This is a genomic window from Corynebacterium sp. HMSC072A02 (genome assembly GCF_001810085.1).
GTDB classification, from domain to species: domain Bacteria; phylum Actinomycetota; class Actinomycetes; order Mycobacteriales; family Mycobacteriaceae; genus Corynebacterium; species Corynebacterium hesseae.
Genome location: NZ_KV799871.1, coordinates 23955 through 38712 on the forward strand (window position 1 = coordinate 23955; position 14758 = coordinate 38712).

Consider the following 14758-nt stretch of genomic DNA (forward strand, 5'->3'; position numbering starts at 1 on the left):
GCCGTGCCTGTAGCGCTGCTGCTGGGCATGAGCGCGCTTGCGGCCGTGGGCTGCTCCTCGCTTGGGCGCGGTGAGCCAATCCTGACGCAGGACATCACCGCCCGCCCTGAGGTGGAGATTGACCTAGCCCGCGCGAGCGAAGAAAACCGTCTGCGGCTCATCGACCCGCAATTCGCCAACGAGGTTACGGTGGTTGAGGACCGCTGGGGAATTGACTCCGCGCGCTTGTTCTTCAAGGAAAGCAATACGCTGATCTTGGCCGAAGACTCAGATGCCGCTGCCCTGCGGGCCGCGACGCTGAGCGTATCGCAGCGCGTGCCAATGGTGACCTACGATTCATCGATTCGCCCGCAGATCTCGCAGCTGCTTACCGACCTTGACGTTGACCAGATCCTCGTCATCGGGGATGTCCCATGGGCTAGCCACAATGGCGAACGCGAAGTGGTGCACGATCCGGGAAACACCAAGGCGCTGGGGGAGTACACCGCATTCCGCTTTGAATCCAAGGTGGTGGTGAATCGCGAACGCATGGTGGACAGCATCACGCGCCTAGATTCTTCGACCAAGACGGAGTTGAAGGCCGCGTGGGAACCCCTGCCGCAGCACCTTACGAAGGAAAAGATGCCAGCGATTCCTGCCCAGGCGCGCCGTGATGCGCAGATGGCACCGGTGATCGTGGCGACGAAGGACAGCCCTTTAGCAAACGTGGTGAACGCCACCGCGTATGGCGGTACGGTGTTCGTGATGGCGCAACCGGATCCGACGGCAACGAAAGCCGGCGCGGCGATTACTGCGGGGTTGGCGGATGGCCCGATCGTGGCCCTCGGGCCGGAATTCGGTTCAGTGACAGAATTCACGCATAAAATCGCTCAGGGCTGGAAAGAATAAACTACACTTCTCGGCATCCACATTTCAGACTAGTGAAGGAAGTTATGTCGAAGCCGGTCGTACTTATCGCCGATAAGCTTGCAGAATCCACCGTCGATGCTCTCGGGGACACAGTTGAGGTCCGCTGGGTTGACGGCCCCAACCGCGCGGAGCTGCTTGCCGCGGTGCCGGAGGCAGACGCCCTCCTCGTCCGCTCCGCTACGACCGTGGACGCGGAGGTGTTGACCGCAGCGAAGAACCTGAAGATTGTGGGGCGTGCTGGCGTCGGCTTGGACAACGTTGATATCCCCGCTGCCACCGAGCGTGGCGTCATGGTTGTCAACGCGCCGACCTCCAACATCCACTCCGCCTGCGAGCAGGCGATCGCGCTGCTTCTCGCCACCGCACGCCAGGTTCCGGCGGCGGATCAGTCCCTGCGCCAAGGTGAGTGGAAGCGTTCCTCCTTCAAGGGCGTTGAGGTATACGGCAAGACCATCGGCATCGTGGGCTTCGGCCACATCGGCCAGCTCTTTGCCCAGCGCCTGCTGGCATTTGAGACCACCGTCATCGCGCACGACCCTTATGCCAACCCGGCCCGTGCGGCAGCGCTGGGCGTGGAATTGGTGCCCCTTGAGGAGCTCATGTCTCGCGCTGACTTCGTGACCATTCACCTGCCCAAGACTCCGGAGACCGCCGGTATGTTTGACGCCGAGCTCCTGGCGCAGGCCAAGAAGGGGCAGATCATTATCAACGCTGCCCGCGGCGGCCTCGTGGATGAGGCAGCCTTGGCTGCTTCGATCAAATCCGGTCACCACCGCGGCGCCGGCTTCGATGTTTATGCCTCCGAGCCGTGCACGGATTCCCCACTCTTCGAGCTTCCGCAAGTTACCGTATCCCCGCACCTTGGCGCGTCTACGGTCGAGGCTCAGGACCGCGCGGGTACCGATGTGGCTGCCTCCGTGCTCAAGGCACTGGCCGGCGAATTCGTTGCCGATGCCGTCAACGTCGAAGGCGGCCGTGTCGGCGAAGAGGTTGCCGGCTGGTTGGATCTGACACGCAAGCTGGGCCTCGTCGCAGGCAACCTGTTGGACGCTGCGCCGGTTGCCGTCGAAGTGGAGGCTTGCGGCGAGCTGGCCAACGAGGATGTTTCGGCTCTTGGTTTGTCCGCTGCTCGCGGGCTGTTTTCTGGCGTGGTCTCGGAGACCGTTACTTTTGTGAACGCGATGCAGATCGCCGAAAGCCGCGGCGTGAGCGTGGACGTCAAGACCAACGTGGAATCGAAGGGGCACCGCTCCTCCGTGAGGGTCAAGGTTATCGGCCCCGACGGCTTGGTATCGCAGCTCACTGGTGCCCTGACTGGCATCGACGGCGTCGAAAAGATCATCCGTATCAACGGCCGTGGCGTCGACATGCGCGCTACGGGCCGCAACCTCTTCTTCTCCTACAAGGATGCCCCGGGTGCCTTGGGCACTGTGGGTACGAAGCTTGGCGCTGCCGGCATCAATATCGTGGCGGCTGCATTGACCCAGGGCAAGGATGCCTCCGATGCAGTCCTTATCTTGCGAGTTGAGCGCGAGGTACCGGAGGAGCTTGTCGAGGAAATCAACGCGGCGCTGGGTGCTACCTGCCGCCAGCTTGATTTGGATGCCTAGTCTGGACAGCTGAACCTTTCATCCCAGCCCCCGTGAAGGACCGAGAACGGTTCTTTGCGGGGGTTTCGCCGCCCTCAAGGCAGAGGGGGTGGTACTCTCACAAGTATCCAATATGTGAGAAAGGAATCCCGCAAAATGAAACTGGCAGTGATTGGCGGCGATGGAATCGGCCCCGAGGTAACCGCGGAAGCACTCAAGGTCCTGCGCGCGGTGCGCCAGGATGTCGAGGTAACGGACTATGACCTCGGAGCCCGACGCTACCTGCGCAACGGGGAGCTGCTAACCGACGCCGACCTGGCATCCCTGCGCGAACACGACGCCATCCTGCTCGGCGCCATTGGTGCGCCCGGTGAGGTCCCGCCCGGTGTGCTTGAGCGCGGCTTGCTGCTGAAGATGCGTTTCGCCCTGGACCATCACGTCAACCTGCGCCCCTCCAAGCTGTACCCGACGTCCACCTCTCCGCTGGCAAACCCGGGCGATATCGACTTTGTCGTCGTCCGTGAGGGCACCGAAGGTCTGTATTGCGGAAACGGCGGCACGCTGCGCGAAGGTACTGAACATGAGGTGGCCTCGGAGGTCTCCCAGAACACGCGCTTCGGCGTTGAACGCGTGGTGCGTGATGCCTTTCAGCGTGCGATGGGCCGCCGCAAGCACGTGACTTTGGTGCACAAGACCAATGTCCTTGTTAATGCCGGTGGCCTCTGGCAGCGCACGGTGGACGAGGTTGCGAAGGAATTCCCCGAGGTCACCGTAGATTACAACCACATCGATGCCGCAACGATCTACATGGTCACCGACCCAGCGCGCTATGACGTCATCGTGACCGACAACCTCTTCGGCGACATCCTGACCGACTTGGCGGGAGCAGTCACCGGCGGTATTGGTCTGGCTGCCTCCGGCAACATCGATGCCTCCGGCGCTAATCCCTCCATGTTCGAGCCGGTTCACGGCTCCGCGCCAGATATCGCGGGCAAGGGCATTGCGGATCCGACCGCGGCGATCCTGTCGGCGGCCATGCTGTTGCGCCACCTCGGGGATGAGGAGAACGCCGTGCGCATCGAAGAGGCCGTGGCTACCGACGTTTCCTCTCGCGGCGACGCACAGGCGCGCACCACCGAAATTGGTGATCGAATCGCCTCCGCGCTCAGCGCCTAGCCCTGTATGGTTGGCGCATGAGCGTCGAAATAGATGAGGTCACCAGCTTCCTGGCCAAGAATGAGCCTTTCTCCCACCTGCCGGAGGAAGAGCTTAACGCGCTGTCCTCACAGTTGAGCATGATCTACCTGCGCCGAGGGGATATCCCAATCAAGCTGGGGCAAGAAAATGTCAACCTCCACATCATCCGCACCGGGGCGATTGATGTGCTGGGGGAGGACAGCATGCTGCTAGACCGCCGCGAATCCGGGCTCACCTTCGGTTATTCCACGCTGCAGGGGGAGCCGCACTCCGCTTATGAGATGGTCGCGGTAGAGGACAGCCTCGTCTTCACCCTGGCGCAGGAGGACTTCACCGAGTTGTCCCGCCGCAACCCCGACATTGCGCGTTTCTTTTCAGCGCAGTCTCGCCGGATCCGCGCCGCAGCACGCGAACTTTCTGAATCAACTTCGACCGACGTTTTACGCACGCCGCTGCGAGAGCTCACTCGTACCGACATATTGACTGCGCCGGCTGCCACCACCATCCGTGAAGCCGCGATGCTGATGACGGACCGCGGCGTGTCCTCACTGCTCGTTGTTACACCGGGTTCAGGTTCAGCCAAGCGTCTTGCCGGCATTGTGACCGACCGTGATCTGCGCACCCGCGTGCTCGCCGCGGAGCGTGACCCTGCTGAATCGGTGGAGGAGATCATGACGCCTCAGCCCCTCACGGTATCGGTAGATGCCCCCGCTATGGAGGCTCTGCTGCACATGGCGGAGCGCGGAATCCACCACCTGCCGGTGGTTAAAGAAGGCACCCTGCAGGGGATTGTTACGCAGTCGGACGTTACCCGGCTGCTGCACAATGATCCGGTCTACCTTGCGGCGGATCTTTCACGGCGCTCCAGTGTTGCGGAGCTGAATGGTGCCTTCAACGAGGCCACGCGCCTGGCCGGGCGCTTCGTGGAACGCGGCTCGACACCGGCGGAAGCCTCGAGCTTGGTCACGCTTGCCGCCGATGCTGTGGCACGGCGCCTGTGCACGCTCGCGGAGGAGGAACTTGGTCCTCCGCCTGTGGAGTATGCCTTCGTGGCCGTGGGCTCGCAGGGGCGGCGCGAAATGGCGCTGGCCTCGGATCAGGACAATGCGCTTGTCCTCGCGGATGATTATGATGCCAACGCGCACGGCGAGTATTTCGCTCGGCTTAGTACCTTCGTGTGCCAGGGCCTTGCCGCCGCCGGTCAGGCTCTGTGCCCTGGTGACATGATGGCCATGAACGCCGAGTGGCGGATGACGCGCTCCCAATGGATCGACACCTTCCGCAGATGGATCCGGGACCCCCAACCGGAGGCGCTGCTCAACGCGCAGATTTTCTTCGACTTCCGCGTGCTCTACGGAAGCGAGGAGCTGGCCCGCGAGGTTCACACTGCCGCCGTGGAGATGGGCAAGGGTGCGACGCGCCTGCACGCTCACCTGGCTAGCCTGGCCGCGCGCCGCGAGCCGCCGCTGACGCTCTTTCGCGGACTCGTGGTGGAGCGCGATGGCGATTATGCACATACCCTCGACATTAAAAAGGGAGGTACCGCGGGTATTGTCCAGATCGCCCGGCTCTTCGCCTTAGCATCCGGCTCCACGGTTGTGGACACCCGCCAGCGCCTGAGCGAAGCCGCCGGGAACACGGTGAGCCGCCGCGGTGCACAGGAGCTTCTCGACGCCTTCGACTACCTCCGATCCCTTTCTTTCGAGCACCAAGCCCGACAGTTGCGGGAAGGGCACAAGCCGGACTACCACATTGACCCCAAGAGCTTGGGGCGGATGGACCGCGAGCACCTGCGTGATGCTTTCCGTGCGATCAAATCCATGCAGAACGCGCTTGCCACCAAGTACCCGGTGAGGAGTGTCTAGATGTGGAGCCGGTGGAGCCGCCGCGCGGATTGGGGCGCGCCTGCACGAAGCACCCCGCTCGATGAGCTGGGATTGCTCGCCGTAGATATGGAGACCACGAGTCTTGATCCGCGCACAGGAAAGATTGTTTCTATCGGGTGGGTACCGGTGAACGGCGGTGTTATCGACCTATCTGGCGCCGGCTATACCGTGGTGCGCGGCGCGAAGGTGGCCGAAGATGCACATGTCCACCTGCTGACGCAGGAGGTTATTGATGCCGGCGAGGAACGCGAAGTGGCAATGAAACAGTTGCGAAAGGCCCTGAACGGCCGAGCGCTACTCGCTCACTTCGCACCTGTGGAGGTGGGTTTCATAGAAGCGGCTTCCAAAGAGATATTTGGTCAGGTCCCTCGGCTGAGCGTGGTGGATACCTTCGCTATCGAGCGGCGCCACATGGAACGTATGGGCACTTATCCGCGCGGCGAGGACCTGCGGCTTCCCCGAGTACGCGCAAGATACGGTTTGCCGCGCTATGGCAATCACAACGCGCTGAGTGATGCTTTGGCCTGCGCTGAGCTATATCTGGCACAGCGGGGGAGCACGCGGGCGGTGACCTTGGGGGACGTCGCCAAGCGCTAGGCGGCCGAGCGGGCTCTGTTCCACAGGTTAGACGCCTGCAGTATCATCGCATTCTTTGCAAGCTTTACACCTAGCCCCTGAACGCGAGTGAAAAACCCTTGCGAGTAGTATGGCCGTCATGCGTTTAGGACGAATTGCTCACACCGAAGGTATTTGTTTCGCCATCATTGATGGCCCCGCCGACGCCCCGCTTGACCAGCTGGTGGCCAAGGAAATCTCCGGCACCCCGTTTACCCCGCCGGAGCCAACTGGCCGCGAGTGGCCGCTGAGCGAGGTGCGCTTGCTGGCGCCGACCCTGCCCACCAAGGTCGTGGCGCTTGGCCGAAACTACGCCGACCACGTGGCTGAGGTCTTCAAGGAATCCGCGGAGCACCTGCCGCCGACGATCTTTATTAAGCCCTCCACCGCGGTCATTGGCCCTGGTGCCCCCATCAAGATCCCGGAGTTCGCCACCAACGTGGAGTTCGAGGGAGAGCTCGCGGTGGTGATCTCAAAGGTCTCGAAGAATATTGATCCGGAGAAGTGGCGGGATCACGTCGTTGGCTACACCATCTGCAACGACGTTTCTTCGCGCGACCTGCAGTTCCAGGATGGCCAGTGGGCACGTGCGAAGGGCATTGACACCTTCTGCCCGCTGGGCCCGTGGATTGAGACGGACCTGGACTGCATCGACCTTGATGACCAGAAGATCAACGCTTACCTGACCCACGATGGCAAGCGCGAGCAAAAGCAGGATTCCAACACCGACCAGATGATCGTGAAGATGGGCGGCATCATCGCGGAGATCTCGCAGTCGTACACGCTTCTGCCCGGCGATGTCATCACCACAGGTTCCCCGGCTGGTACGGCGCCGATGGTGCCGGGCGATACCATCGAAATTGAGATCCCCGGCGTGGGCAGCCTGACCAACCCGATTGAGCGCGCCTAAAGGCCGCTTTAGAGGCCGAGTGCTTTGAGAATGGTGCGCAACTTCGCCGTGGTTTCCTGAAGCTCGGCCGTCGGGTCGGAATCCACGACGATTCCGCCGCCCGCCCACGCGCGGGCGGAGAGTCCATCGCCGGCTACTTCGGCGCAACGGATGGCCACCATGTACTCGCCATCGCCGGAGTCATCGCACCAGCCCACTGCGCCGGCGTAGAAGCCGCGGTCGGCTTCGGCGGTTTCGATCAGCGCTTGCGCGGCTTCCGTGGGGGTGCCGCAGATGGCGGGGGTGGGGTAGATCAGCTCGGCCAGTTCGAGTGCCGTGAAATTCGAATCCTTCAGTGTTCCCGCGATTGGGGTCCCCAGATGCCACATCTCGTTCGTGGAGGTCAGCTGCGGGGTGGTGGGGGCGTCGAGAGTACTGCACAGCGGCTGCAGGATCCGGCGGATGTGGTCCACGACGAAGGCATGCTCGCGCAGATCCTTACCTGAGTTCTGGAGGTCTTGACCGGCCTTGATGTCGCGTGCCTTATCGGCCTGGCGGGGCGCCGAGCCAGCTAGGGGGAAGGCCGTAACCGTTGAGCCTTGCTTCTTAATCAATACTTCCGGGGAGGAGCCCACGAGCATAGATCCCGGGCGTCCCGCCGGTGACAGGTCGGCGATGAAGCCGTCGCGGTGCGAGGATAGATCGATCAATCGCGCGGCCACGAGGAGCGGATCCACCGGAGCATTGAATTCAATGTCAACGGCGCGAGCAAGAACCACCTTGTCCAGTTTGGAGGCTTCGATCGTAGCGATGGCGGCTTCAATGCGGCGCAGGTGCTCTTCCGGCTCCGGATCAAAACCGGTTACGCGCGCATTGAGCTTGCCGCTGCGGTAGTAGGCATGGGGCTCAAGAGGCCCGTCCTCACGAATGATGCTGCGCGGCACGGTGAGCGCAGCTGGATCACCCTTGTGAAAGGGAAGTGCGCCGACGACCATGGGCGCGCTGCCGGCACGTAGTGCGGACACTGCATCATCGACAGCGCTAAAGGTGGTGGTTGAACCTTGGGTACGCACAGACCCCGTCGCGCGGGACAGGAGGAAGTCGGGGGCGGTAGAGGGTCTGTTTTCACACATAAGGAATAACTCTAGTTCCTTCCGCTGCTAGCGCCGAAACCAGATCCCTTGCCTTTGTGATATGACCGGTATCGAGGTGCTAGTCGCGATTGCGGGGGCGGAAGAACTGCACGGCAACAAAAAGCCCAATACCAAGCAGCAGGGCCAGGGAGCCCATGCCTGCTAGAAAGCCTGCCCAGAAGCCGACCATCGGTGCTCCATAGCTCATGGCCTGGATGTTTTCGGCCTCAGCATAGTCTTCGTTGGAGTCGGACGCAGAGTGCTGTTGCTGTGCTTCCTGCTTTGCGCCGCGTTCCCGGTTGGCAGCGGTGTTGCGCGTGGAGCCTTTTTCTCCTGAGGAAGCAGTGCTTGGCGACGCCCCACGGTGTGCCGAATCTCTCTGTCCTTGCGCTGTGTGGGCTACACCGTTCTGTGTCGAGTTTTGGGACTGCGACACTGAGCGCTGGCCATCAGCTGGGCGTTCAGTACTGGGCTCTTTTGACGTTGATGATGTTCCCGGTTGTGCTTTACTGCGTGCACTCGGACGCGTGGAGTGCCGCGAATCTTGAGCCCGACTTGTTTCGGAGGGCTTTCCACCGTTGAGGAGGGTATCTGCCTCCTTGAGTGTTTTGTCCATAGTCTTATCCAACTGTGCGATGGACTTGGAGGTGTCATTGATGTCCTTGGCCAGTTGCTGCGGCCGGTTCTTCGGGCTGCCCGAGCCAGCATTGTCGCCTTCGCTGGAGTCCCACTCCAATTCGCAGATGTCGGAGGCATCGGCGTCGCCGACCAAGAACGGTACGTCGATGGAGTGCTCGGAGCCATCGTTGAGCGTGAACGTGAAGGTAGCGGCGTATGCTCCCGGTTCGGTGAAGATTATCCCGGTGTGGCTGTGGAAGTGATCGGGGTAGTCCCAAGTGATATCCGGGTTATCTGAATCAAAGAGCACGGTGGGTTCAGCGCCCACAGAGTTCTGGAAACCCACCATGCGTCCGCCTTCCGGGCCGCTGTGCAGCGTTAAGGACAAGGTGGCATCGGCCGCAGTGCTCTCATCGAGGTAGCTGGTGTTGAACCCCACCCAGGGGATGTTGGGATCTTGGGTTTGGGGGATCTGCCAACCGCTCGATGGGATATCGCTGCCCGCTGATTCATCGAAAGCGGCGTTGCTACCGACTTCTACGTAGAACTCCCCGGAGGCATAGTCCTTACCGGATTCATCATCGCGGGCTATAAAAGAAAGGTCCCCAGAGTCACCAACCAGGGCGAGGTCTTGGTGCCCGCGGGTAAAGGCGTGCAGGGAGTCGGCATCGCAGGAGGCCTCGCTCGCGTGCTCTTCGGCGAGGGCTGGCGGTGCAGCGGCCACCAAGGGCGGGGTACTGAGAGCTAGTGCAGCGACAGCGGTCAGGGTAAGCGGGCGGAAGCTCATACGTGTCATATGGAAAGAGTTCATGCGGACAAGGTCTCCTTCGAGGTGTGTGATTGCGAGGTGGATGCCGCGTCGCGGCGGGAATGCAGTAGAGGGGAGAGTGCCCACGCCACAAGGAAGCAGGCGGTGAGCAGCAGAACGATGGTTGCGCCGGCGGGAAGATCGATGGCCCATGCAAGGTAGATTCCGAAGAAGCTGCCCAGCGAACCGATCACCGCGGAGGCGATCATCATTGACCCCAGCGAGTCACAGAGCAGCCTGGCGGTCGCGGCTGGGGTGATGAGGAGGGCCAGGACGAGGACGTTGCCGATGGTTCCCACGGAGATAACCACCGCGCCCGTGACGCAAAGGTAAAGCACGATGTCTAGGACAAAGACGGGAAGCCCCATGGCACGGGCAGTCTCTTTGTCTAGGCAGGTGGCTGTGAGCTGGGGGCCGAGGAGCAATACTGTGGCCACGATAAGCACCGAGACGGTGAACGCGGTGTAGAGATCAGCGTGGGAGACACCCGTCAGCGAGCCGAAAAGAAAGCTGGTGAGCGAGGCCGTGTAGCCCTCCACGCGTGAGATGATCACCATGCCGAGCGCAAAGGAAGCGGCAAAGAAGATGCCGATGACGGAATCTTCGCGCACAGTTCGCCGCTGGGAGAAGCACGCGATGAGCACGGCCACCGCGCAACCCGCCACGGCGCCGCCCAGCAGTACTGACCCGTGAAGTGCGAAGGCGATGGCCAGTCCCGGGAACACTGCGTGGGACACTGCATCGCCGATGAAGGCCATTCCACGCAGCACGACGTAGCACCCCACCACGCCGCACACGATTGCGGCGAGGAGGGAGATCCCTACTGCGCGGGCGAGGAAGTCCAAGTGCGGGTTGGTGAGGTCTTGGAAGAACTCAATTAGCGAGATGTCGATCATGCCGCCACCCCAATCGCGGAGAGCAGGGGTGAGGAGGCTGAGACCCCGAAGGTAGTGCTCCAGGGCTGCGGGGTTAAGCGCAAGGTTTCCGCCGGGCCGTCAGCGATGATGCCCCGGTTGAAGAGCACAAGCCGTGAGCAGGAATGCACGGCCTCTGAGAGGTTGTGCGTGGACATGACAACGCTGGTGCCATCCGTAGTGAGCTTGTCAAAAAGAAGCAAGAGCTCTTCGGTATTGGGGGCGTCGAGTCCGGTGAAAGGTTCGTCGAGAAGCAGCACCTCTGGTTCGCAGGCTAAGGCGCGGGCGATGAGGACGCGCTGGCGTTGCCCGCCGGAAAGTTGGGCTATAGGACGCCGTGCGAATTCTTCCAGGTTGGTCAGCTCGATGGCGCGCCGTGCGGCCTCCTTATCGAGGCGCCCTGGGCGCCGGAACCACCCCACTAGTCCAGTGCGCCCACTCAGCACCGCCTTGGCCACGCTGATGGGGAAGTCCCACTCCACGTCGTGGCGCTGCGGGACATAGCCAAGCGAGGTGGTCACGTCGATGGTCCCGGTAAAGGGCACGAGGCCTAAGACAGCGCGCATGAGCGTGGTTTTGCCAGCGCCGTTCGGGCCGAGGAGGCCGATAAACTCGCCAGGGTTAACAGAAAAGCTTGCCCCGTCGATGACGCGGCGGCCGGACAGCGATACGGACAGATTATTTACCGTAATGAAGGGATTAGCCACGCCGCCCACCCTTCGCGCGCACGACCGCGATGATGGCACCGATGAGCACAAGGACGCCTACGCCCGCGAGGACCCAGTTCCACGTCGGCACCGATGCCGACATAGAGCCGGACGTGGTGGAGGACTCGGCATTCGGGTCCCATTCCACGGCCTGTGCTTGCGCAACGTCGGCGTCATCGCCCACAGCGAAGGTCAAGGTGGCTTCGGCAGCTACCTCTTTTCCGGCGCTTTCTCCTGCGCCCTCGCCGCTCATGCGGACCCGGATCTGGTGAATGCCGGGCTCGGTGAACACCCAATTGGCGTGGGTATGAGTGCCCAAGTCCACCCAGAAGCCTTCTGAGTCCCCGGTTGCTGTAGACCACAGCAGCTGAGGTTCTTCGAAGCCGCCGTTTTGCAGGAAGAGGGAGAACTCACCCGGGCCTTGGTGCCCGAGGAACTCCATGGTCACTCCTCGCTCAACATTGTCTGCCAATGAGGGAGCTTGGGTATTCCAGCCCAACCACGGAACGTCAGCCTGCTCCGTTTGCGGTACGACCCACACCTGCGAGCCAGGTTCTGCGCCAACGAAGGAGAATGCCTTGTCCTCCGGCAGAGTCAACAGGGCGTTGTCACCCACCTGGAAGACCACATCCTCGGGCTGGCGCCACACGGGTGTTTCAGCCGAATCGTCGCGAGCGAGGAACTCAGCTTGGCCTTCGGAGAGCAGGAGCCCTAGGTCGACGTGGCCGTGATCGATGGTGGCAGCCGTTCCAGGCGCGGCTACCTCTTCGTTAGCGCTGACCACCTGGGCGAGATCTCCGGCGAAGGCAGCTGCCGGTGCGAAAGCCAAGGCCGCGGCGGTAAGTGCTGTCGCAAGCGGCATAGTGAGGGTTCGGATGGTGAGTTTAGACATGAGATTCCTTTGTTGTGTTGCTGAGACAGCGGTTGAGTGAGTGCGCGTTGAAGCGCAAGAGGTCGAGATACGTCGGAACGGCGTCATCAAGCGTGTCGCCGTAAATCGGGCATACAGCCACCCCGAGGGAATCGGCGGCTTCCCGGATGACATCCGCGCTGGCTTGTTGCGTTGGTTCTACGAATACGGCGGGAAGCTGGAGGTTCTCCAAGGTGCGGCGCAGAGCGATGACATCGCGCGGCGAGGGCTCGATGGCCGGGTTCGGAGTAACGAAGCCCGCGATATCAATGCCGTAGCCTTGCTCCAAGTAGGCATAACCGTGATGCGGCGTAACCAGGTGGCGGTTGCGCTCCGGGATGGCGGAGATGAGCCGTCTTACTTCGGCATCGGTTTCCCGCAACTGCGTGATGTAGTCCTGTGCGCGGGCGCGGTAATCCGCGCCGTGTGAGGGGTCCGCCTGGGCAAGCTGTTCAGCGATGACCTCGGTGAAACTGACAACGTTGGCGGCGTTATGCCACAGGTGTGGGTCTACTTCGCCGTGAATGTGCTTGCCCAAGACAGCTTGGGGCAGGAGATAGGTCTCATCCCCGGGCCGGCCCAAGAAACGGTAGGAGGGATCCGGCGGGATCTCCTGCAGCGCGGAGTTAGGGACGCGCAACACCGTGGTCTTCGGATCAAAACGCTCGCCTTGGTCCTCCAAATCGAGTTTTCCTGTAGCCATGTCAGCGGTGATATCCACGTGGCCCGCATCGAGCTCGTGCATCCCCTCAGGTGCGTTTACGCCGACGGCCACTGTGAATTCCTGCGGGGAGCCATCGTGAGCGCCAAAGCTCATCCTGTAGGTACCGGGCTTGCTAAAAGCCCAGGACACGTGCGTGTGGGCGTTGGCTGGCAGCGTTGTGGAATCCTCGCGCGGATCTATCCCATCGGCGGTGTTAAAAAGGACCTCTGGCGTACCGAATGTCGAGACCACGTAGGCGGCGGCATCGCCCGGGCCTTCTGCGTCGATCAGGCGCAGGTCGACGCTTGAGGTCCCCGGGGGCGCGTTGCGCACGCGCAACCCCAGCCACACGGCGTCGAGCGCGATGTTCTCCACCAGCGGGACCAGCTTCGCTCCACGCGTGGAGGCCTGATCCGCCACTTCGGTGACGGGCACATCCGACGACTCCTTCATGGACTTCAGCAGATTCTGTGGCTCGAGAAGAAACCCGTTGGACAGCAGTACGTCTGCGTTTGCGATGTCCCGCACCGAGCGCAGGCTCGGTTCAAAGGTATGGGGATCCTTTCCCGCGGGGATCAGGGTCGTCACCGTGGCGTCATGTCCGGCCACATGCTTGGCGACGTCCCCCAGTATCGGTGTCGTCGCCACCACCTTCACCTTTGCATCGTCTCCGCTGGCAGTGCTCGCGCAGCCACTCAGCGCTGAGGCACCGAGAGAGATGGCGGAAAGAATCGCGATGCACGCCATCCGAGTGCGTACTTTCCGAGGCATCAGTCGCGGCCCCTCAGCAGCGCGAGGCGCGCTAGCGCCAGGCCCAGCACAAGCATTCCCAGGCCGAGGATGCCGATGCCCCACGGCAACAGGTTTTGCCCGCTGTCGTAGTAGCCGGCCGCAGCCACCGTGTCCACATTCTCCCCGTCTGCGGTTTCGGCGGATCGGTGAGAAGGCTTGCGCTCCTTCCTTTCCCCGCGAGTTGTGCGGTCTTTACGCTCCTTGTTGTGGGCCTGTTGTTTGGTGTCTTTGGCACCGGCAGCGGTGGCCGATCCGCGGGCAGCGCCTCCAGAGCTGCCGGCTCCGGTGCTTCCAGCGTGAGAGCGTGAGCCGGAGTTGGAGGAAGCAGGTTGCTCAGGGGAGGCGGCGCCTTGCGCAGTCCCGTGGTCATCGTCGGCACCGTCAGTGCCATCATCGACGCTGGATTCCTCGTCCCCGGAATCCTGGGGAGCGGCTTCGCCGTCGCCGACGTCCCAGGTATAGGTGACCTGATTACTCGTGTCGCCGTTGGATTCAGCCTGAACAGTCATGGTGTACGTACCAGGTTCGCTAAACGCCCAATTGACGTGGCGGTGCGCCGGGTAAGCCTGATTGATGACGTCACCGGACACCAAGTCGAGCTCGCCGGCGTCCGTGACCGGTTGAATATCACCAAAGCCTGCGGTTTCGAAGATGAAAATGTCGCCGGGCCCGGTGACCTCAACAAATTCGAAGTTCACGTCCTTATATCCAGCAGATTGGGCCGCTTGCGTATCCCAACCCGGCCACAGGAGTGAGCTGTCCTGGGTCTGGGGGAGGTAGTACGTCGGTGTGCCGATGCCATCGATGCGCTCGGTCGCCTCGCTCCATGCCTCCTCAGCCACCTTGAGGGTGACATCGTTACCGGGCCTGACGACGCCACTACCGGTGACGTCTTCCTTCATCGACAACGTCAGCTGACCACCCGGCGCAGAGACATAGAAGGCATCCACGTGCCCAGAATCTATAAGCTCGCCTTCGGCGCGGGCAGTCGCTGGAAGGCCAAGGACGGACACGAGAAGTGCCACGGCGATGGCGCACACGGCGGCATTGAATGTTTTCAGCGGTGCGGAATGCAATCGAAGTGTGTC

At 62.1% G+C, this 14758-nt stretch carries 13 protein-coding genes; 6 read left to right on the forward strand and 7 right to left on the reverse strand.

All coding sequences use genetic code 11. From position 1 onward, the window contains the following. Window positions 1-3: 3 nt before the first annotated feature. From HMPREF2698_RS10265 to HMPREF2698_RS10290, 6 genes are all read left to right on the forward strand, one after another. Window positions 4-888 carry a hypothetical protein gene (locus HMPREF2698_RS10265; protein ID WP_118781218.1) on the forward strand — a complete coding sequence of 295 codons (885 nt, stop codon included), beginning with the start codon at window positions 4-6 and terminating at the stop codon, window positions 886-888. Between the two features lie 44 nt (window positions 889-932). Then, window positions 933-2519 (forward strand): phosphoglycerate dehydrogenase, encoded by a 1587-nt coding sequence (gene serA / locus HMPREF2698_RS10270; protein WP_070564321.1) that lies wholly within the window; start codon window positions 933-935, stop codon window positions 2517-2519. 135 nt (window positions 2520-2654) lie between these two features. Then, window positions 2655-3674 carry a 3-isopropylmalate dehydrogenase gene (locus HMPREF2698_RS10275; RefSeq protein ID WP_070564324.1) on the forward strand — a complete coding sequence of 340 codons (1020 nt, stop codon included), beginning with the start codon at window positions 2655-2657 and terminating at the stop codon, window positions 3672-3674. Between the two features lie 17 nt (window positions 3675-3691). Then, window positions 3692-5560, forward strand: a complete 1869-nt coding sequence (locus HMPREF2698_RS10280; RefSeq protein WP_070564328.1) for a DUF294 nucleotidyltransferase-like domain-containing protein — start codon at window positions 3692-3694, stop codon at window positions 5558-5560. Then, window positions 5561-6178 (forward strand): exonuclease domain-containing protein, encoded by a 618-nt coding sequence (locus HMPREF2698_RS10285; RefSeq protein WP_070564331.1) that lies wholly within the window; start codon window positions 5561-5563, stop codon window positions 6176-6178. Window positions 6179-6296: 118 nt separating this feature from the next. Beyond that, the gene (locus HMPREF2698_RS10290) at window positions 6297-7106 is read left to right on the forward strand and encodes a fumarylacetoacetate hydrolase family protein (RefSeq protein ID WP_185963178.1); all 810 of its coding nucleotides are present in this window, start codon (window positions 6297-6299) and stop codon (window positions 7104-7106) included. A gap of 8 nt (window positions 7107-7114) precedes the next feature. Here HMPREF2698_RS10290 and HMPREF2698_RS10295 read toward each other — a convergent pair whose 3' ends face one another. The 7 genes from HMPREF2698_RS10295 to HMPREF2698_RS10325 all read right to left on the reverse strand — a co-directional run bounded on the left by HMPREF2698_RS10295 (window position 7115) and on the right by HMPREF2698_RS10325 (window position 14746). After that, window positions 7115-8218, reverse strand: coding sequence for an isochorismate synthase (locus tag HMPREF2698_RS10295; protein ID WP_070533024.1), 1104 nt, complete (start codon window positions 8216-8218; stop codon window positions 7115-7117). Window positions 8219-8297: 79 nt separating this feature from the next. After that, a complete protein-coding gene (locus HMPREF2698_RS10300) occupies window positions 8298-9647 on the reverse strand; it encodes a choice-of-anchor M domain-containing protein (protein WP_070564334.1) in 1350 nt (449 codons plus the stop codon). Continuing rightward, a complete protein-coding gene (locus HMPREF2698_RS10305; RefSeq protein ID WP_070564337.1) occupies window positions 9644-10540 on the reverse strand; it encodes an anchored repeat-type ABC transporter permease subunit in 897 nt (298 codons plus the stop codon). Before HMPREF2698_RS10305 ends, HMPREF2698_RS10300 begins: the two co-directional genes overlap by 4 nt. Continuing rightward, window positions 10537-11265, reverse strand: a complete 729-nt coding sequence (locus tag HMPREF2698_RS10310; RefSeq protein WP_070564340.1) for an anchored repeat-type ABC transporter ATP-binding subunit — start codon at window positions 11263-11265, stop codon at window positions 10537-10539. The genes HMPREF2698_RS10305 and HMPREF2698_RS10310 overlap by 4 nt, the downstream gene beginning before the upstream one ends. After that, the gene (locus HMPREF2698_RS10315) at window positions 11258-12157 is read right to left on the reverse strand and encodes a choice-of-anchor M domain-containing protein (RefSeq protein ID WP_070564343.1); all 900 of its coding nucleotides are present in this window, start codon (window positions 12155-12157) and stop codon (window positions 11258-11260) included. The genes HMPREF2698_RS10310 and HMPREF2698_RS10315 overlap by 8 nt, the downstream gene beginning before the upstream one ends. Beyond that, window positions 12150-13649, reverse strand: coding sequence for an anchored repeat ABC transporter, substrate-binding protein (locus tag HMPREF2698_RS10320; protein WP_070564346.1), 1500 nt, complete (start codon window positions 13647-13649; stop codon window positions 12150-12152). The genes HMPREF2698_RS10315 and HMPREF2698_RS10320 overlap by 8 nt, the downstream gene beginning before the upstream one ends. Next, entirely contained in the window at window positions 13649-14746 is a 1098-nt protein-coding gene (locus HMPREF2698_RS10325; RefSeq protein ID WP_246819461.1) for a choice-of-anchor M domain-containing protein, read from the reverse strand. The genes HMPREF2698_RS10320 and HMPREF2698_RS10325 overlap by 1 nt, the downstream gene beginning before the upstream one ends. Between the last annotated feature and the right edge of the window lie 12 nt (window positions 14747-14758).